At 43.5% G+C, this 18,465-nt stretch carries 15 protein-coding genes; 4 read left to right on the forward strand and 11 right to left on the reverse strand.

Annotated features, from left to right (window positions below):
* Positions 1-319 precede the first annotated feature (319 nt).
* The 5 genes from FN831_RS11225 to truA form a co-directional block, all read right to left on the reverse strand.
* Complete coding sequence (locus FN831_RS11225) at positions 320-724, reverse strand: septal ring lytic transglycosylase RlpA family protein (protein ID WP_246101473.1); 405 nt, start codon at positions 722-724, stop codon at positions 320-322.
* Between the two features lie 185 nt (positions 725-909).
* Positions 910-1,377, reverse strand: coding sequence for a methionine-R-sulfoxide reductase (locus FN831_RS11230; protein WP_142528322.1), 468 nt, complete (start codon positions 1,375-1,377; stop codon positions 910-912).
* Between the two features lie 146 nt (positions 1,378-1,523).
* Positions 1,524-2,396 (reverse strand): succinate--CoA ligase subunit alpha, encoded by an 873-nt coding sequence (gene sucD, locus FN831_RS11235; protein ID WP_142528323.1) that lies wholly within the window; start codon positions 2,394-2,396, stop codon positions 1,524-1,526.
* Between the two features lie 85 nt (positions 2,397-2,481).
* Positions 2,482-4,251, reverse strand: coding sequence for an ABC transporter ATP-binding protein (locus tag FN831_RS11240; RefSeq protein WP_142528324.1), 1,770 nt, complete (start codon positions 4,249-4,251; stop codon positions 2,482-2,484).
* A 2-nt stretch (positions 4,252-4,253) separates the two neighbouring features.
* The gene (truA, locus tag FN831_RS11245) at positions 4,254-5,006 is read right to left on the reverse strand and encodes a tRNA pseudouridine(38-40) synthase TruA (RefSeq protein WP_142528325.1); all 753 of its coding nucleotides are present in this window, start codon (positions 5,004-5,006) and stop codon (positions 4,254-4,256) included.
* 84 nt (positions 5,007-5,090) lie between these two features.
* On the opposite strand from truA, the gene FN831_RS11250 reads away from it, so the two are divergent.
* The gene (locus FN831_RS11250; RefSeq protein WP_142528326.1) at positions 5,091-5,549 is read left to right on the forward strand and encodes a DUF4293 domain-containing protein; all 459 of its coding nucleotides are present in this window, start codon (positions 5,091-5,093) and stop codon (positions 5,547-5,549) included.
* Between the two features lie 84 nt (positions 5,550-5,633).
* Positions 5,634-7,514, forward strand: a complete 1,881-nt coding sequence (locus tag FN831_RS11255) for a DEAD/DEAH box helicase (RefSeq protein ID WP_185960453.1) — start codon at positions 5,634-5,636, stop codon at positions 7,512-7,514.
* Between the two features lie 134 nt (positions 7,515-7,648).
* Here FN831_RS11255 and ggt read toward each other — a convergent pair whose 3' ends face one another.
* The 5 genes from ggt to FN831_RS11280 form a co-directional block, all read right to left on the reverse strand.
* Positions 7,649-9,343, reverse strand: a complete 1,695-nt coding sequence (gene ggt, locus FN831_RS11260; RefSeq protein ID WP_142528516.1) for a gamma-glutamyltransferase — start codon at positions 9,341-9,343, stop codon at positions 7,649-7,651.
* A gap of 133 nt (positions 9,344-9,476) precedes the next feature.
* Positions 9,477-9,791, reverse strand: a complete 315-nt coding sequence (locus FN831_RS11265) for a hypothetical protein (RefSeq protein WP_246101475.1) — start codon at positions 9,789-9,791, stop codon at positions 9,477-9,479.
* Between the two features lie 44 nt (positions 9,792-9,835).
* Entirely contained in the window at positions 9,836-10,834 is a 999-nt protein-coding gene (locus tag FN831_RS11270; protein ID WP_142528328.1) for an NAD(P)H-dependent glycerol-3-phosphate dehydrogenase, read from the reverse strand.
* A 74-nt stretch (positions 10,835-10,908) separates the two neighbouring features.
* Positions 10,909-12,261 (reverse strand): efflux RND transporter periplasmic adaptor subunit, encoded by a 1,353-nt coding sequence (locus FN831_RS11275; protein WP_142528329.1) that lies wholly within the window; start codon positions 12,259-12,261, stop codon positions 10,909-10,911.
* Between the two features lie 132 nt (positions 12,262-12,393).
* Positions 12,394-13,737 carry a TolC family protein gene (locus FN831_RS11280; RefSeq protein WP_246101477.1) on the reverse strand — a complete coding sequence of 448 codons (1,344 nt, stop codon included), beginning with the start codon at positions 13,735-13,737 and terminating at the stop codon, positions 12,394-12,396.
* A 114-nt stretch (positions 13,738-13,851) separates the two neighbouring features.
* Between FN831_RS11280 and FN831_RS11285 the strand changes: the two genes are divergently transcribed.
* Complete coding sequence (locus FN831_RS11285) at positions 13,852-14,469, forward strand: polysaccharide deacetylase family protein (RefSeq protein WP_142528331.1); 618 nt, start codon at positions 13,852-13,854, stop codon at positions 14,467-14,469.
* A 286-nt stretch (positions 14,470-14,755) separates the two neighbouring features.
* Positions 14,756-17,023: an aconitate hydratase gene (locus tag FN831_RS11290; RefSeq protein ID WP_142528332.1), complete on the forward strand. Its 2,268-nt coding sequence runs from the start codon at positions 14,756-14,758 to the stop codon at positions 17,021-17,023.
* A 50-nt stretch (positions 17,024-17,073) separates the two neighbouring features.
* Here the strand turns inward: FN831_RS11290 and FN831_RS11295 are convergent, their stop codons facing one another.
* Entirely contained in the window at positions 17,074-18,417 is a 1,344-nt protein-coding gene (locus tag FN831_RS11295) for a GH1 family beta-glucosidase (RefSeq protein ID WP_142528333.1), read from the reverse strand.
* Positions 18,418-18,465: the final 48 nt, after the last annotated feature.

Here is an 18,465-nt window from a genome sequence, read left to right on the forward strand (position 1 = left end):
AATATTAAATCCTTAGCCAACAATATTTTGATGAGTTTAACAGGATTCTTATAATAACAAATATAAACTTTGAAGCTTTTAATCGTTAGCAATAGTTGTTAACAAGTGGGCGTAATTATCCACACAGAGGGGAAAATATTACCGATAAATTACTTTAGAAAGTTGTTAATGATTTACGGCTGTCACGTGCGAGCAGCAGATAAATGTTAATAACATTTACAAACCTGACTTTATAAGCGAAAAGATCAAGATTTCAGCAAGGAGGCGCAGCGCAGCATAATGCCTCACCTGACTGATTGTATTGATGTACGGATTGATTTTAAGTTGGGTTACCGTAGCTGATGCTCACCTGGGACTGCCCTTTATTAAAGAAACCAAGTTCTTTGGCAGCACTTTCAGAAACATCAATAATATAGCGTTTACTGTGCGGGCCCCTGTCATTTACCTCCACATCTACAGATTTTCCATTGGAAAGGTTCGTTACGGTAACGATGGTACCCAGGGGAAGACTCATATGCGCGCAGGTGAATTTCCTGCCCCGGTACTTTACACCGCTGGTAGTTCTGCGGCCTTCAAATTTTCTATGATAATAGGTTGCAAGTCCTGTTTTTATCCGTGTTACAATACCGGTTCCGGATTCTGTACCGGTAGCATCTGACTGTGCGCTGACCTGCAGAAACACGAACATACTCAATAAAAGCAAACAGTATTTCATCTTATTCATCTATTGATTTTTAATTGAAAGATGGAGCCTTTGATGATTAAAATAATTATTTTAATCAAGTCGGGTTCATATTTAATTTTGTTGGTGACCTGCCAAAGGTATATAAAAAACACCCAAGTTTCAAAACAAAAAATGCCCAATGAACTGATCATCGGGCATTTATGCGCATTAAGGAACATCAGGCCCTATTTATCGGGAACAAAATTCATTGAAATTGAGTTTACGCAGTTACGTGTGTTTTTAGCAGTAAAGCCTTCTCCAAGGAATACATGTCCGAGATGCGCCTTACAATTTGCACATACAATTTCAGTCCGCGAACCGTCTGCATCAGGGATCCTGATCACAGCTCCCTTGATCTCATCATCAAAGCTTGGCCATCCGCATTCCGATTCAAATTTAGACTCCGAGCGATAAAGCGGCGCATTACAGCGTTTGCAGGTGTAGGTGCCTTTTGCTTTATTATTCAGCAATGTTCCTGTACCCGGATACTCTGTTCCCTTGCGCACGATTACATCTTCTTCCTCTTTTGTTAATTTATTCCATCCCATCTTGCTGGTAGTTTTAGTTGTATTTTCTTTTTCCTGTTTCTGGGCACAGGCAGTTAAGCCGGTGATCATGACGAAACCCATGATTAAAATTAATTTGTTCATCATATTTTTGTGTGTTAAGCCCTATATACGATTAACAACAACCGGTGGTTTTTAGTGTTGGCGCAGCGCAAATTGACAATATGTTGATATAAAAAAAATGAGGCTTAACCAACATGGCAAGCCTCATTCAATATTATTTATCAAAAGGATTATTTCTTTAGTGCGTCTGCCATTGCCTGGCCAATTTCAGCAGGGCTTTCCACTACGATAATACCACATTCAGCCATAATCTTCATTTTTGCAGCAGCAGTATCATCGGCACCACCAACGATTGCACCAGCATGGCCCATTCTGCGGCCCGCAGGAGCTGTTTGTCCGGCGATAAAACCAACTACTGGTTTTGTACCATTTTCTTTGATCCAGAGTGCAGCTTCAGCTTCCATACCACCACCGATCTCACCGATCATGATGATACCTTCAGTTTCAGGATCGTTCATCAACAGCTCAACAGCTTCTTTAGTTGTTGTTCCGATAATCGGGTCTCCACCGATACCGATTGCAGTAGTGATACCTAAACCTGCTTTTACTACCTGGTCAACAGCTTCGTAAGTAAGCGTACCTGATTTAGAAACTACACCAACGGTACCTTTTTTGAAGATGAAACCTGGCATGATACCGATTTTAGCTTCATCCGCAGTAATTACACCAGGACAGTTAGGACCGATTAAACGGCAATCCCTTCCGGCAATATATTCTTTAACCTGAATCATATCCTTTGTAGGGATACCTTCAGTAATACATACAATAACTTTAATTCCAGCTTCAGCAGCTTCCATAATAGCATCTGCAGCAAATGCAGGCGGAACAAAGATGATAGATACATTGGCACCAGCCTGATCAACCGCATCTTTAACCGTATTAAAAACCGGTTTGTCTAAATGAGTTTGTCCGCCTTTACCAGGTGTTACCCCGCCAACTACGTCAGTTCCGTATTCTATCATTTGTGAAGCATGGTAAGTACCTTCATTTCCGGTAAAACCTTGTACAATTACTTTCGAATCTTTATTTACTAAAACACTCATGTATCTATAATTTTTTATGCAAATCTAAGATTATTGCATGGAATGCCAAATGCAATTCAAACATTAATGAAAAGAAACAGAAATGCTACTTAGCGATGCCCTCAGAATGGAACTGCAGATCGTAAAGACGTTTATAATAACCATCTAACCTCAGCAATTCCTGATGGTTGCCCATTTCCATGATCTCTCCTTTATCCAGTACAATGATCTGATCTGCTTTTTGAATGGTGGATAACCGGTGGGCAATCACAATGGAAGTACGCCCCTTCATCAGCTTGTCTATTGCGGTCTGGATGAGCATCTCAGTTTCTGTATCTACCGATGAGGTAGCCTCATCAAGTACCAGGATAGAGGGATTGTATACCAGTGCCCTGATAAATGAGATCAGCTGTGCCTGTCCCGCAGAAAGCGTTGCGCCCCGCTCCATCACATTGTACTGATATCCGCCCGGAAGCCTTTCAATAAAATCATGTGCCCCAACTTTTATCGCTGCGTCTACCACTTCATTCATGGTAATATGGGGATTGTTCAGGGTGATATTGTTAAAGATTGTATCAGAAAACAGAAATACATCCTGCAGCACCGTGGCGATGCGGCTCCTCAGATAGCCTAGTTCATAATCATGGATATTAATCCCATCCACCTTGATGTCGCCTTTCTGGATCTCGTAAAAACGGTTCAGGATATTGATGGTAGAAGATTTTCCAGCACCGGTAGCACCTACCATGGCTACTGTCTGCCCTGCTTTAACTTTAAAACTGAGGTCTTTCAGCACATAGTTCTCATCACTATAGGCAAACCAGACATGATCAAAGGAAATATCTCCTTCCATCATCGCCGGTGCGTGTGTACCATTATTTACTGTTTTTTCATCTGTATCAAGTACCTTAAAAACACGCTCTGCGCCTACCATACCCATCTGCAGGGTATTGAATTTGTCCGCCAGCTCCCTGATTGGCTTAAACAGCATACCGATATACAGGATAAATTCTGCAATAGTGCCGGGAGTTACATCCAGCGGCTTGGACAGGATGCTTTTAGCACCGTACCACACGAGCAGGCCAAGGCACATCGCCGATATAATTTCTACAACCGGAAAGAAAATAGAATAGTACCAGTTAGAACGGATATTGGCATCGCGGTAGCGCTGATTGATCTTTTTAAATTTACGGTACTCCTGATCTTCCCTGGCAAAATACTGGATAATGGAGATGCCGGTAATATGTTCCTGCAGGTAGGTATTTAAATTGGAAACCTCTGTACGGATCTCCTGGAAGGCCGACTTGATAGAACGCTGAAAGATTGAGGTCGCAATAATCAGCAGTGGCATGGGCAGCAATACCATCAGGGTCAAGCCCCAGTCGGCATAAAACATTACACAGATGATGGCAATTACCTGCAAAATATCACCTATAATAACAATCAGCCCTTCAGAAAAGATATCGGATATCGTTTCAAGATCAGACACAGTACGTGTGATCAGCTGCCCGATCGGGGTTTTATCAAAGAATTTTAAACGGAGCGTAGTGATGTGATTAAATACATTGATCCTTAGATCGCGAATAGCAGATTGCCCCAGGATATTGGTAAGCAGCGTATGACTGTACTGGATTGCACTTTGCAGCACCAGCAACAGCAGCATGACCACAGTCATCATCAGCAATCCCTGATACTGGCCCTGAAGGATATAATGATCCAGCGTGTATTTGATCAGGAATGGCCTTACGGGCGCCACAACCGCAAGCAGTATCGTGAGAATGACCGACCAGATAAATATTGTACGGTAAGGCTTTACATATTGAAAAACTCTTTTCAACAGGCCTACATTTAAAGCATCACCGGTAATTTTGGACATAATTAATTTACAAAAGGATAAATGATGTTCACAAGATAAAGTCCGCAGGCCGGTACCGACTGCCCCGCCCTGCTCCGGTTTTTACTTTCTACGATTGAAGTAAAATCACCCAAACCAATTTCTTTCCGCCCTACCTGCACCAGCGTACCTACAATGGCACGTACCATGTTCCTTAAAAAGCGGTCGGCAGAAATCCTGAAGATCAGCCCCTCATCCGTTTCACGGAACCAGGCTTCAGTAATTTTACAGTTGTTTGTGGCGGTATCTGTATTCGTTTTGCTAAAGCTGGTAAAATCTGTAAAGTTAAGCAGGCTGGCCGCTGCCGCATTCATTGCCGCAACATCCAGTGGCGCTTTATATAGCCAGGAGCGGTTCAGCTTAAATGGATCTTTACAAAAATGAAAATGATATTCGTAGGATCTTGCCGTTGCATCAAAACGGGCATGGGCCTCAGCTTCCACAGCAAAAATCCTTTTGACTGCAATGGCATAAGGCAATAAAGCGTTGATACTGCCAAGTGCATTTGCAGCCGCGGTTTCAGTAACATCTTTCAAGTCTGCGTGCGCAAAGAACTTACTGGCATGTACACCGGCATCCGTTCTCCCGCAGCCCAGGCTTGCCACCGGCTGCCTGAAAAAAACAGACAGTGCTTTGTCCAGTTCCTGCTGCACAGTTACCGAATTGGGCTGTGTCTGCCAGCCATGATAAGCTGTGCCATCGTAAGATAATTCTATAAAAAAGCGTTGCGTATTCAATTGACTGCAAAAATACTTTTTTCCCCTCAACAAGACAGGCGTTTAGTTGTGTTTTAATATATTTGTTGAAATTATTAAATTGATATGATACAAAGAGTACAATCTGTATGGCTTTTTCTGGCTGCTCTGACACTGTTCCTGTTGCTTATTTTACCGGTAGTTACCGTGCCCACCAGCACAGGGCTGAACTGGCTGCAGGTTGGCGGAATTTATAGCACTGCAAATAACATCACTCAAAAAACCGTATCCTATTCTGCCCTTTTTGGCGGTACAATACTTGCAGGCATGATCTGCCTGGCGGCTATCTTCTTATTTAACAACAGGGCCTTACAGAAGCGTATTGTACTCCTGGCCATCTTTGTGATCATCCTGGTGATTGCAGCCATCGTTTATTATGCGCTCAACATCCCCGGCGGAATTGTTGGTGCGGTTTTCAATCTGGGCGCCTACCTGCCCTTTCTGTCTGTCATTTTTTGTGCACTGGCTTTCAGAGGGATCCGCAAAGACGAACAGCTGATCCGGTCGGCCGACAGACTGAGATAATGGCTATTTAATTATTATTTCGTTATGTACCAAACAAATACCAAAAAATAAGCGTACCTTCGCGGCTTAATAAATAAAGTTATAATGATAAACCCATTTAAATTATTGGGGATAAGTGATGACGTTGTTAATGCCGTAAAGGATTTAGGTTTCGAAAATCCAACACCTATTCAGGAGCAAGCTATTCCTGTGCTGTTAGAGGGCAATAATGACTTTGTTGGTTTGGCCCAAACAGGAACAGGAAAAACAGCAGCATTTGGTTTGCCGCTAATCGAACTGATCGACTTCAGTTCTAAAAAGCCTCAGGCGTTGATTTTATGCCCTACAAGAGAGCTTTGCTTGCAAATTGCCAGCGACATCAAAAATTACTCAAAAAACACGCCTGGTGCTAGTGTGGTTGCCGTTTACGGTGGCGCAAACATTATGCAGCAATTGCGTGAGATCAGAAACGGTGTACAAGTTGTTGTTGCAACACCGGGTCGTATGTTAGACATTATCGGCCGTAAGGCTATAGATTTCAGCAGTGTGAAATATGTAGTTCTTGACGAAGCTGACGAAATGTTGAACATGGGCTTCCAGGACGATATCAACGATATCTTATCTACTACTCCTGACGACAAAAAAACATGGTTATTCTCTGCAACTATGCCTCCTGAAGTGAGACGTATAGCTAAGAACTACATGGACAACCCTACTGAGTTGACCATGGGTACCAAAAACACTGGTAACGTAAATATCGAGCATGAGTACTATGTAGTACGTGCAAGAGATAAATATGCTGCCTTAAAACGTATTGTGGATTTCAACCCTGAAATTTTCGCAGTAGTGTTCTGTAAAACCAAACTGGATACACAGGATGTTGCCGAAAACTTAATCAAGGATGGTTACAATGCTGATGCTTTGCACGGTGATTTGTCACAACAACAACGTGATAAAGTAATGCAGCGTTTCCGTGACCGTAACATGCAATTGCTGATTGCAACGGATGTTGCTGCACGTGGTATTGACGTAAACAACGTAACTCACGTTGTGAACTATTCACTGCCTGACGAAATTGAAAGTTATACGCACCGTAGCGGACGTACAGGAAGAGCCGGTAAAACTGGTATCTCTATCTGTATCATCAATTCTAAAGAATTGGGCAAAATCCGTCAGATTGAAAGAATCATCGGTAAATCATTCACTAAGGCAGAATTGCCAACAGGGTTTGATGTTTGCGAAAAACAATTGTTCTCTTTGGTTCACAAAGTTCACAATGTTGAAGTAAACGAAAGCCAGATTGACCAGTACATTCCAAGGATCATGGACGAATTTGCTGAACTGAGCAAAGAGGACGTGATCAAACGTTTCGCATCTTTAGAGTTTAACCGCTTTTTAGAATACTACAAAAATGCGCCTGACTTAAATGCAGCAGCATTGGATGAACGTGGCGAGCGTGGAGAACGTGGTGCAAGAGGCGCAAGAAACAGTGATTACACCCGTTTATTTATCAACTTAGGTTCGGTAGATGAATTTACAAGAGGCGACTTGTTATCTTTTGTATGTAACAACGGTAAGATCAGCGGTAAAAACATTGGTAAAATCGACCTTAAAGGTGTTTATTCATTCTTTGAAGTTGAAAATGCAAGTGTTGATACTTTGTTTGCCAACTTTAACGATATCCAGTTTAACAACCGTGGTGTAAGAATCGAAAAATCTGGTGATGCCCCAGAAGGTGGCGGCAGCAGAGGCGGCGAAAGAAGACCATACAGTGGTGGTGGTGAACGTAAAAGTTACGGTGGCGGCGAGCGTAAGAGCTATGGCGGCGGCGACAGAAGAAGTTCTGGCGGCGGTGGCAGACGTGAAGGCGCAAGTGCTGGTGGCGGATTCAGGGATTTCTCTGGTAAACCACGTGAAGGCGGAAACGCCGGTGGAAGCGGAAGACGCGAAAGCAGCGGAAGCGGAGACAGAAGACGCAGATCTTAATACTCCTCAATCATAAACAGAAATGGCCCGGACAATCGTCCGGGCCATTTCTGTTTACAGCGTTAAATATATCTATATGATTTCTTTTCTGCCCTCAGCGATGGTAGGCTGCAACCCTGCACCACCATCTGTGATCAGAAACCGGAGGCTGTATCATTCCCCCTGGGATCAGCACCTGTCTCCAGTTCACCGTCCGGCCTTACCAGGATGGCATCAACCCTGCCTATAGAACCACGCTCTTTAAACGTATATCCTTTTACCTGAAGGTGTGCTCTCGCAGCTGGTGCTATTGCACCCTTTTCTACCGTGACATCATCAGGCAGCCACTGATGGTGAAACCTTGGCGCTGCAACCGCAGCCTGCATGCCCTGTCCAAAAGCCAGTACATTCAATACGGTTTGAAATACAGAAGTGATAATCGTAGATCCGCCCGGAGTGCCCACAACCATCAGTAATTTCCCATCTTTTTCAATGATTGTCGGTGTCATGGAGCTCAGCATCCGCTTGCCCGCGTAGATAGAATTGGCCTCTCCGCCAATCAGCCCGTACATATTCGGAGATCCCGGTTTTACAGAAAAATCATCCATCTCATTGTTGAGGATAAATCCGGCACCATCTACCACAACCAGTGAACCGTAAGAACCATTCAGCGTAGTCGTTGCGGATACTGCATTGCCTTCCGCATCAACAATGGAATAATGTGTGGTCTGCTCACTTTCATATCCCGGCAATACACCCGGTTTAACATCAGTACTTAGCGTGGCCTTTTCAAAACTCAGCCCTTTGATCCTGGACTGGATATAGTTTGTATCCAGCAGTGCTGTTTGCGGTACTTTAAAGAAATCAGGATCACCCAGATAGCTGGCCCTGTCTGCATATGCCCGGCGCTCCACCTCAACCATTAGCTGTACAGTAGAATCCTGCTGAAAGCCCCAGCGCGATAAAGGATAATTGCCAACCTGCTTCAGCATCGTTAACAAGGCAATACCACCGCTTGACGGCGGAGGCATAGAGATGACGGTATAATTCTGATAACTGCCGGAGACCGGCTTTCTCCATACAGATTTATATTCCTTCAGATCCTGCTCAGAGATAATACCCTGCGTATGTGCCATAGCAGCAACAATTGCAGCTGCTACAGGTCCTTCATAGAATCCTGCACGGCCTTTATCCCTGATCAGTTTTAAGGTGGCTGCCAGCTGTGGCTGCTTTAACAGATCCCCCTCTTTCCACACGGCCTCTTTTACGAAGGCAACAGGTTTACTGTTATATTTCAAAAAATCTGCTTTATGCCTGTTGAGTTCAGCAGCCTGCTGTGCAGTTACAGCAAAACCTTTTTCGGCGAGATCGATAGCGGGCTGGATATCTTTCTTCCATTTTAATTTACCATACTTATTATGTGCCTTCACCATTCCGTCAACAGATCCCGGTACGCCAGAGGCCAGTGCACCAAGTAAACTCTTATCAATGACAGGATTCCCTTTTGCATCCAGGTACATATCACGGGAAGCTTTTCCGGGAGCTGTTTCACGGTAGTCGAGCGCATCCGACTCCCCGGTTTTGCTTCTGTACATCATAAATCCTCCGCCGCCAATATTCCCGGCATTGGGATATACTACGGCCAGTGCAAACTGTACTGCAATAGCCGCGTCTACAGCATTTCCTCCATCTTTGATAATAGCCACACCTACCCTGGCGGCTTCGGGATGCGCACATACTACTGCTGCGTGTTTATACTTCTGAATTTCCTGTGCGGCAGCCCAATTGAAGGAAAACAGTTCAACACAGAGGCTGATTGCAAACGAGGTTAATAAAATAGTTCTGGTCATCATCAGGATTGTTTAGGTGTTTAAAAATACCTGATTTCAATGGCATTAAAAATTTTTTAGAAATGAAAGGGCAAAAAAAATCCGAATCAAATGATCCGGATCAGGTAATAATAGGTAATAGTTAAAACCTTAATTATTTTACTGGCTTATCCATAATCTGAGAAGCTTTCAGATATACTTTTCCGCCTTTTTTGTTGACATAATATTTACGGTTTTTACCATCAATATATACATCAGTTCCATCTGGCGCCATTTTACCTTTATATGTTTTGTCGCCTACTTTTGAAGTTCCTTTTACAGCAACTTCTGCCGTTTTATGTCCAACACTGGTTGCAGTTTTATCGATCGTCTGACCAACAGTTTTCTTTTTTTCCTGTGCTTGAGCAGATAAGGAAATGGTACCGGCAATTGCAAGGGTTAGTAAACCCGATAAAAATTTCTTGTTCATCGTTATAGATTTTAACTATACAACAGCGCGACATATGGATTGTTTTAATTTAACTGCTCAGTGAGTTCCTGCATCTCAGTAGCCGGGGCATGACCTTCGTAAAGAATGTGGTATACCGCGAGGCAAATTGGCATTTCTACCTTGTATTTGTTGTTTACGATATGCATACACCGGGCAGCATAATACCCTTCAGCCACCATGTTCATTTCCAGCTGCGCAGATTTAACAGTATAACCTTTGCCCACCATATTGCCGAAAGTTCTGTTCCTGCTAAACTGGGAGTACGCAGTAACAAGTAAATCACCCAGATAGGCAGACTCCTTGATGTCCCTTGAAATAGGATGGACGGCGTCTACAAACCTCTCCATTTCACGCACTGCGTTAGAGATCAGTACGGCCTGGAAATTATCACCATAGCCTAGTCCATGGCAGATACCGCTGGCCACAGCATAGATGTTCTTTAAAACGGCACCATATTCTGTACCAAAAATATCATCCGAAATGACGGTTTTCAGGTATCTTGTATTTAGGAGTTTTGAAAAATCCCCTGCCGATGCGATGTTGATGGAAGCAATGGTCAGATAGGATAATTTCTCCAGTGCCACTTCCTCTGCATGACAGGGGCCACTGATGACCAGTATATCGTCCAGCGGAACACCGAAATGCTCGTTCATAAATTCACCGATAATCTGGTTTTCGTCTGGCACAACCCCTTTAATTGCAGAAACGATCTTTTTGCCACGCAACAACTCAGGACTTACATCTTTCAGTGTTTCTTTTAAAAATGCAGCAGGCACGTTCAGGATAATATAATCGGCAGAACCTATAACCTCAGCGATATCTCCTGAGATATGGCTTGCAGGGATATTGAGTTCTACTGCGCTCAGATATTTAGGGTTATGCTTATATTTCTGCAGGTAAGCAATGGACTCGGCATCGCGTAGCCACCAGTAAATTTCCTTTTCAGTAAGATTGTCAGAGAGCATCTTTATGACGGCCGTTGCCCAGCTACCGCCACCAATCATTGCGACTTTTGGTATCATTCTGTATAAATAAAAAATCCCGGCTTAATGTTTAAACCGGGACAAATTACTTATTTTATTGATAAGGCGTTAGTTTACTTTTTGCCAGGATCAGCAAAGAGCTTATCCTTAGTGGTTTTCTCTACCTTCATACCATCCTTCAGTTTGTTCTGAATGGCAGAATATGGTCCGCTTATTACTTCTGTGCCGGCTTTCAATCCTTTTTTGATCTGGATATACTGGTCGTTCTGAATTCCGGTAACCACTTCTACCTGTTTTACCTTGCCTTCAGCGTAAGTATAAACATACTGTTTAATCGTTTTATCATTCAGCTTTGTTTTTTGCTTATCGGCATTTGCATCAGGGTTCTTGGCATCGCCTTCATCTTTGCCTCCTTTGGTAAAAACAGACTGTATAGGAACCGACAAACTGGTTACTGAAGAACTTTCTATATCCACCGTTGCAGAAAGACCTGGCCTGAATGGCGAAGGAAGATCTTTTGCTCCTCCTTTTACCCCGGAGTATGAGTCCGCAGCGATACGTACTTTAACCACAAAGTTGGTCACCTGATCAGTGCTTGCAGTTGCGGCAGCGGTGCCTACATCTTTCGATGAACTTGCGATCTCTGTCACTACACCCTTAAACTTTTTATCTTCAAAAGCATCTACTTCAATCACAGCACTGTCGCCTACATTTACACGGTTGATATCATTCTCATTTACATCCACGTTCACTTCCATAGATGTTAAGTTTGAAATCCTCATGATTTCTGTACCTGCAAACTGGGCAGTACCCAGAATCCTGTCTCCCAATTCTACCGAAAGCTTGGAAATCACCCCGTCAACAGGCGCAAAGATCGTTGCTTTGGCTAGATTCGCACTTGCTTCCTGAACATTGGCACCTGATGTTTCAAGATTAAATTTCGCAGCGATCAGTGACTGCTTGGCACCTTCAAGATTAGTTGTTGCCGTAACAAAGGCTGCTTTTGCCGCATCAAATTCAGCAACAGAGATTACTTTCTTTTTGAAAAGCTCAACGTTACGTTTATATATACCCTGTTCGTTGGCGAAACTGGCCTTAGACTGCTCCAGTACCTGCGCAGCCGAAGCCACACTTGCCTTCTGCGAACTGTACGATGCACTGGCCCTGTCAAAACCCGAGCGCAGCACGTCTGGCCTTACTTTAAACAGGAGCTGTCCCTTCTTCACAATATCACCTTCCTTCACCAGCAACTCTACCACTTCTCCGGAAACTTCGGAACTCAGTTTAACTTCCGTTTCGGGCTGTACTTTTCCGCTGGCAGTAACGGTTTCTATAATTCTCCGGCTTGCTGCTTTCTCTACGGTAACCTTCTCCATCTTTTCACCGCCAATCAAGCCCGTCAGCTTTGCTACAACCAGCAGAGCGATGAGTACGCCTACAGTGATGAGTATGTGTTTTAATTTCATCTGATTTTATTTTGTTTTTAGTTGTTTGATGGAGCCTTGGTTTTTCAAATTAATTATTGCTCTGAGAGCTTAATAATTAATTTGAAAAAGGCGGGTTCATTGTAATTTATTTATTTGTCTGGGTTTTTATTTTTAAAAATTAATCTGCCGGCCTAAGTAATAGTCTATCACCTTGGATCTGAACAACAGATCGTATTTAGCCTGTATAAAATCGGTCTCTGCTTTATTTCTGTTGGTCCTTGAAGTATTGTAGTCGAGTGAATTTACCAGCCCCACATTGTAGCGCTGCTCTATTACATTGAAAGCGTCCTTCTGGGCATTAAATGTATTTAAGGTAGAGCTATAACGGCTGTCTGCGGCCCTAAGATCGGCAATTGCCTGTGCAATCACTTTGTACAGATTGTTTTTAGTCAGATTTTCCTGCAGCTTATAATCTTCATAATTGATCTTTGCCCTTTTTACATTTGAACGGGCCTGAAGACCATTGAATATAGGGATCTGCAGATTAAGGCCTATCCCCTGGTTAAATCTTGAACTCACCTGGTCAAAGAAATGCTGGTTCTGGCTTTCAGCAGCAAGCAGGTAGGAATACGAAGAACCCAGGTTGGCACCAAATGAAATTTTTGGGGTAAGCGCGCCCCTGGCTACAGCGATACCTTTCTCTGCTGCCTGTCTATTTAAACCAGCCAGTTTTACATCAGGGAAAACGCTCATTGCCGAATTGAAAACGTCATTTACGTTAAATACCTTTTGTGCCATTGCAATATCCTGAACGGTTGGGGCCACAACATTATACTCATTGGTATCTGTCCGCATTTCCATCAGCTGGGACAAGGTCAAATAAGAAATGGTAAGCTGATTCTGCGCATTGGTTACATTCAGCTCTGCAGTAGCCGCCTGGGCCTTTGCCTGAGATACATCTGCCACTGTTTTATTACCGGCATCCATCAGTGCTTCTTCTCTTTCTTCAGTTTGCTGTGCAACCAATAGCTGCTCCTTGGAAGCTTTTAAAAGCTCCACATTAAAAACCACCTGAAAATAAGACGTTACCACCTGCAGGATCAGATCATTCTTCACTTTATCAAGGTTACTGTTACCGGCGTCCAGCAGGATCTTGTTCTGTCTGATCTGGTTAATCTTCGAAAGGCCACCGAATACATCCACAGAGGTGCTTAAGGTACCGCTTCCCTGGTAAAACTTCTGATTTACCACCTGAAATGTTGTACTGTTCAAACCACGTCCAAAACTGAGGCTGTTATCAGCGCTTGCATTTAAACTGGGATAAAGCGCTGCTTTGGATTGCTGCAGGTCTACCGCTGCAGAAGACACACTGAGCACCGCCCTTTTGATATTCAGGTTATTTTGCAGCATTCTTTCAATGGCCTGCTGTATAGTTAATGTTTCTTGTGCCTGCGCGGACACTGAGAACCCCAGACTCAGGAACCCAATGGCGGCTGCGAATGTATATTTTGACAACAGACTATTGTTAGTAAACATTTTCATAATTCTAATTTCACAATATTAAGATAAACAACTCATTTCATTTTGTAATTTTCCCAGTACAAGCACCGATTTTTATTACATTTGGTGATGTACCTGGTTAAATCTCCTCTTTTATTAAAATGGTATTACCCATCATTAGTCTGGAACAAAAGCCGCAACGAAAAAGTCATTTATTTAACCTTTGACGATGGACCCATACCGGTTGTTACAGACTTTGTTTTAAATACTTTAAAAAGTTTCAATTGCAAGGCAACTTTCTTTTGCATCGGAGATAATATCTCTAAACATCCGGAAATATTTGAACGGGTCAAAAACGATGGGCACGCCATCGGAAACCATACTTTTAACCATTTAAAAGGCTGGAAAACAGCAGACGACCTTTACATCAGCAATTTTCAGCAATGCCAGCAGCTCACCCGATCCAACCTCTTCAGACCCCCTTACGGAAGGATCAAAAAATCTCAGATCTCCTATCTTAAAACGATAAATCCCGACCTTAGGATCATCATGTGGGATGTTTTAAGCGGAGATTTTGACCTTAATCTTTCTCCGGAGAAATGTTATGAGAATGTTGTCCGCCATACAGGCAACGGTTCTATCATTGTATTTCATGACAGCCTCAAAGCATTTGACCGGCTTCGGTTTGCCCTGCCCGCTGCGCTCAGTTTCTTTACCAAACAGGGTTATCAGTTTCATACGCTATAATTTTCGGCAGCTGACACGAAGTTCAGGCCAGAAATCATAAACCGTCAATAACGCTGTCCTGCAACACTTTAAAAGCCCCCTAAAACAAGGCAGTGTCCGTTTATGAACGAATCCGTTCAGTAACGGACAGCAATTTAAGATCAGGGGCACAAGCCCCGCCAGAAGGCTTTTATTTAGAACATATATAAATAATATAATGATATCAATATGATGCCCTTAGCCTGTTTTTTTTTGTAAATTCGCTAGAAATTTAATCTAATATATTACCTTTTAACACATATTATCAATGGCTTTTGATATTGAAATGATCAAAAAGGTGTATGCAAACTTTGGCCCCCGCGTTGAGGCGGCACGTAAACTAGTAGGCAGACCTTTAACACTCTCAGAAAAAATCTTATATACCCACCTTTGGGACGAAAACACGAACACCTCTTATGTAAGGGGAACGGACTATGTAGATTTTGCTCCTGACCGTGTAGCAATGCAGGATGCAACAGCCCAGATGGCTTTGTTGCAGTTCATGCAGGCTGGAAGGCCTAAAGTTGCCGTACCTTCAACAGTACATTGTGATCACCTGATCACTGCAAAATTTGGTGCAGAAATAGATTTACCGGCAGCAAATACAGAGAGTAAAGAAGTATTTGATTTCCTTGCTTCGGTATCCAACAAATATGGTATTGGTTTCTGGAAACCCGGAGCTGGTATTATCCACCAGGTAGTTCTGGAAAACTATGCATTCCCTGGCGGAATGATGATCGGTACCGATTCACACACTGTAAATGCAGGCGGATTGGGAATGGTTGCAATTGGTGTTGGTGGTGCTGATGCCTGCGATGTAATGGCAGGATTACCATGGGAGCTTAAATTCCCTAAATTAATCGGAGTAAAACTCACCGGAAAATTAAACGGCTGGGCTTCTCCCAAAGATGTGATCTTAAAAGTAGCAGGTATCCTTACTGTAAAAGGTGGTACCGGTGCTATTGTTGAATATTTTGGCGAAGGCGCTACAAGCATGAGCTGTACCGGTAAAGGAACCATTTGTAATATGGGTGCCGAAATTGGTGCAACAACTTCTACTTTCGGATATGACGAGAGCATGGAACGTTACCTTCGTGCAACAGACAGAGCTGATGTAGCTGATGCTGCCAACGCAGTAAAAGAACACCTTACTGGCGATGCTGAGGTATATGCTGAGCCTGATAAATTCTTCGACCAGTTAATCGAAATTGACCTGTCAACTCTTGAGCCTTACCTGAATGGTCCTTTTACTCCGGATCTGGCCACACCAATTTCTAAAATGAAAGAAGTGGCAGCAGCAAACGGATGGCCAATGAAAATTGATGTAGGACTGATCGGTTCTTGTACAAACTCTTCTTACGAAGATATTTCAAGAGCAGTAAGTGTTGCAAAACAAGTTGCTTCAAAAGGGCTGACAGCTAAAGCAGAATACTGCATCAATCCGGGATCTGAACGCGTGCGTTTTACGATTGCCCGTGACGGATTCTTAGATGTATTCAACCAGATTGGTGCAAAAGTGTTTACCAACGCATGCGGACCGTGTATTGGAATGTGGGACAGGGTTGGTGCGGAAAAACAGGAGAAAAACACAATCGTTCACTCTTTCAACCGTAACTTTGCCAAGCGTGCCGATGGTAACCCTAACACCTTTGCTTTTGTTGGTTCACCAGAACTGGTAACTGCTTTGGCTATTGCAGGTGATCTGAGCTTTAATCCATTAACAGATACCTTAACCAATGCAAACGGCGAGCAGGTAATGCTTGACGAACCTACGGGTGATGAACTGCCAACACGCGGTTTTGATGTGGATGACGATGGTTATCAGCAACCGGCTGCTGACGGAAGCGGTGTACAGGTTTTAGTATCTCCAACGTCGAGCAGGCTGCAGTTGCTTGATCCTTTTACCCCTTGGGAAGGCACAGATCTTAAAGGATTGAGATTGCTGATCAAAGCTAAAGGAAAATGTACTACTGACCATATTTCTATGGCTGGCCCATGGTTAAAATTCCGTGGCCACCTTGACAATATCTCCAACAACATGCTGATCGGTGCCGTCAACTTCTTTAATGACAAAACTGATGATGTAAAAAACCTGCTGACTGAAGAATACGGACCAGTTCCTGCTACTCAGCGCGCATATAAAGCTGCTGGTATCGGAACTATAGTTGTCGGCGACGAAAACTATGGTGAAGGTTCATCACGCGAGCATGCTGCAATGGAGCCGCGTCACCTGGGTGTTCGTGCCGTATTGGTAAAATCATTTGCACGTATCCACGAAACCAACCTTAAAAAACAAGGTATGCTTGGATTAACATTCGCAAATAAAGAGGACTATGAGAAAATCCGTGAAGACGATGCGATCGATATCGTAGGTTTAACTACTTTCACTCCTAACGTACCTTTAACACTTGTGTTAAACCATACTGATGGTTCTAAAGAAGAATTCCCGGTTAACCACAGTTATAATGCACAGCAAATCGAATGGTTCAAAGCCGGCGGTGCATTAAACATTATCCGCAGACAAGTAGTAGCATAATTGCTGCCTGATCTATATACAAAAGCTCCCGTATCATGCGGGAGCTTTTTTTATGCCTGTTTTTTTAAGAACTCCTGCCACCAGTAGCCTGATGATTTAATTGTCCGTTTCTGGGTTTTGAAATCATTGTATACCAGTCCGAATCTGGCATTATACCCTTCGGCCCATTCAAAGTTGTCCATCAGTGTCCATGCCATATATCCGGTAATATTCATACCGTCCTGTTTAGCTCTCAGCAATGCGGCCAGATAAAGTTCAAAATATTCGATACGTTCTGTATCATCAACTTTTCCGTCAATGAATTTATCATGGTAGGCAGCCCCTCCCTCTGTGATCATCAGGCTCCTGATTTTAGGATAGGAGGCAAACTGTTTAATGATATTATAGAAGCTGTCGGCATTAACCTCCCAGCCCATTGCCGTATAGGGTTTCTTTCTGCTTTTGGCTTTCACTTCCCAGGCCTGCAGCGTAGGGATAAAAGCATTGTATTTAATGGTCAGCGGAAAGTAGTTCTGTATGCCTATAAAATCGAAATCAAAAGTTAAGCGTTCCGTGTGCCGCCAGGTAGAATGTGAAATGGCAAATTTTTCCATCACCTCCCAGTCTTCACCGGGATAGCCCATTCCAAGGGCGGGTTCCACAAATAACCTGTTCATCAGGCAATCTACCCGCGAAGCAGCCAGGATGTCACTGTCGCTCTGCGTATACGGAACAATCTCCGCGCAGGAATAGGTAGTACCGATATTCGCAGCAGGAACTTCTGCCCTTAAAATTCTTCCCCCGTCTGCCTGCGCAATAGCGGTATGGTGCACAGCCGAGAAGAAATTGGTGAGCCCTGTTTTACCAGGCGCATGCACGCCCAGCATATATCCAAGCGAAGTAAAACCAAATGGCTCATTGAGCACCATCCAGTTTTTCACTTTATCTCCATAGGTTTTGGCACACAGCAGCACAAAAGCATTAAAAGCTGTATTGATCCCAAATGCCGTCCAGCCCCCCTCCTGTTCCAAAGCCTCGGGAAGGTCCCAGTGGTACAGCGTGATGTAGGGGACAAGCCCCTGCTCAAGGCATTCATCAATCACATTGTGATAAAACCTGATACCCTCTTCGTTCACAAGCCCATCTCCATCCGGCAAAATACGGGGCCAGGAGATCGAAAATCTGAATACTGAGAATCCCAGTAGCTTTACCAGTGCAATATCTTCGTTATAGCGGTGGTAGAAGTCGCAGGCCATTGCCAGGTGATGCCCCTTTTTGATCTTTCCTGAACGTTTGGAAAAAGTATCCCATATGGACGGCCCCTTGCCATACATATCTGAGGCTCCTTCTATCTGTGCGGCAGCCGTGGCTACTCCCCAGGAAAAATCATTACCGAAATCCGATGCTTTGATCATATGTTCATGATGTAGATGCCAATATGAGGATTTAGTGTTAACTCCCTG

The organism is Pedobacter westerhofensis, from assembly GCF_900182595.1.
Lineage (GTDB): Bacteria > Bacteroidota > Bacteroidia > Sphingobacteriales > Sphingobacteriaceae > Pedobacter > Pedobacter westerhofensis.

Coding starts and splice junctions, on each gene's coding strand:
- FN831_RS11225 (WP_246101473.1), bottom strand. CDS start 724: ATGAATAAGATGAAATACTGTTTGCTTTTATTGAGTATGTTCGTGTTT.
- FN831_RS11230 (WP_142528322.1), bottom strand. CDS start 1,377: ATGATGAACAAATTAATTTTAATCATGGGTTTCGTCATGATCACCGGC.
- sucD (WP_142528323.1), bottom strand. CDS start 2,396: ATGAGTGTTTTAGTAAATAAAGATTCGAAAGTAATTGTACAAGGTTTT.
- FN831_RS11240 (WP_142528324.1), bottom strand. CDS start 4,251: ATGTCCAAAATTACCGGTGATGCTTTAAATGTAGGCCTGTTGAAAAGA.
- FN831_RS11250 (WP_142528326.1), top strand. CDS start 5,091: ATGATACAAAGAGTACAATCTGTATGGCTTTTTCTGGCTGCTCTGACA.
- FN831_RS11255 (WP_185960453.1), top strand. CDS start 5,634: ATGATAAACCCATTTAAATTATTGGGGATAAGTGATGACGTTGTTAAT.
- ggt (WP_142528516.1), bottom strand. CDS start 9,343: ATGACCAGAACTATTTTATTAACCTCGTTTGCAATCAGCCTCTGTGTT.
- FN831_RS11265 (WP_246101475.1), bottom strand. CDS start 9,791: ATGAACAAGAAATTTTTATCGGGTTTACTAACCCTTGCAATTGCCGGT.
- FN831_RS11270 (WP_142528328.1), bottom strand. CDS start 10,834: ATGATACCAAAAGTCGCAATGATTGGTGGCGGTAGCTGGGCAACGGCC.
- FN831_RS11275 (WP_142528329.1), bottom strand. CDS start 12,261: ATGAAATTAAAACACATACTCATCACTGTAGGCGTACTCATCGCTCTG.
- FN831_RS11285 (WP_142528331.1), top strand. CDS start 13,852: ATGTACCTGGTTAAATCTCCTCTTTTATTAAAATGGTATTACCCATCA.
- FN831_RS11290 (WP_142528332.1), top strand. CDS start 14,756: ATGGCTTTTGATATTGAAATGATCAAAAAGGTGTATGCAAACTTTGGC.
- FN831_RS11295 (WP_142528333.1), bottom strand. CDS start 18,417: ATGATCAAAGCATCGGATTTCGGTAATGATTTTTCCTGGGGAGTAGCC.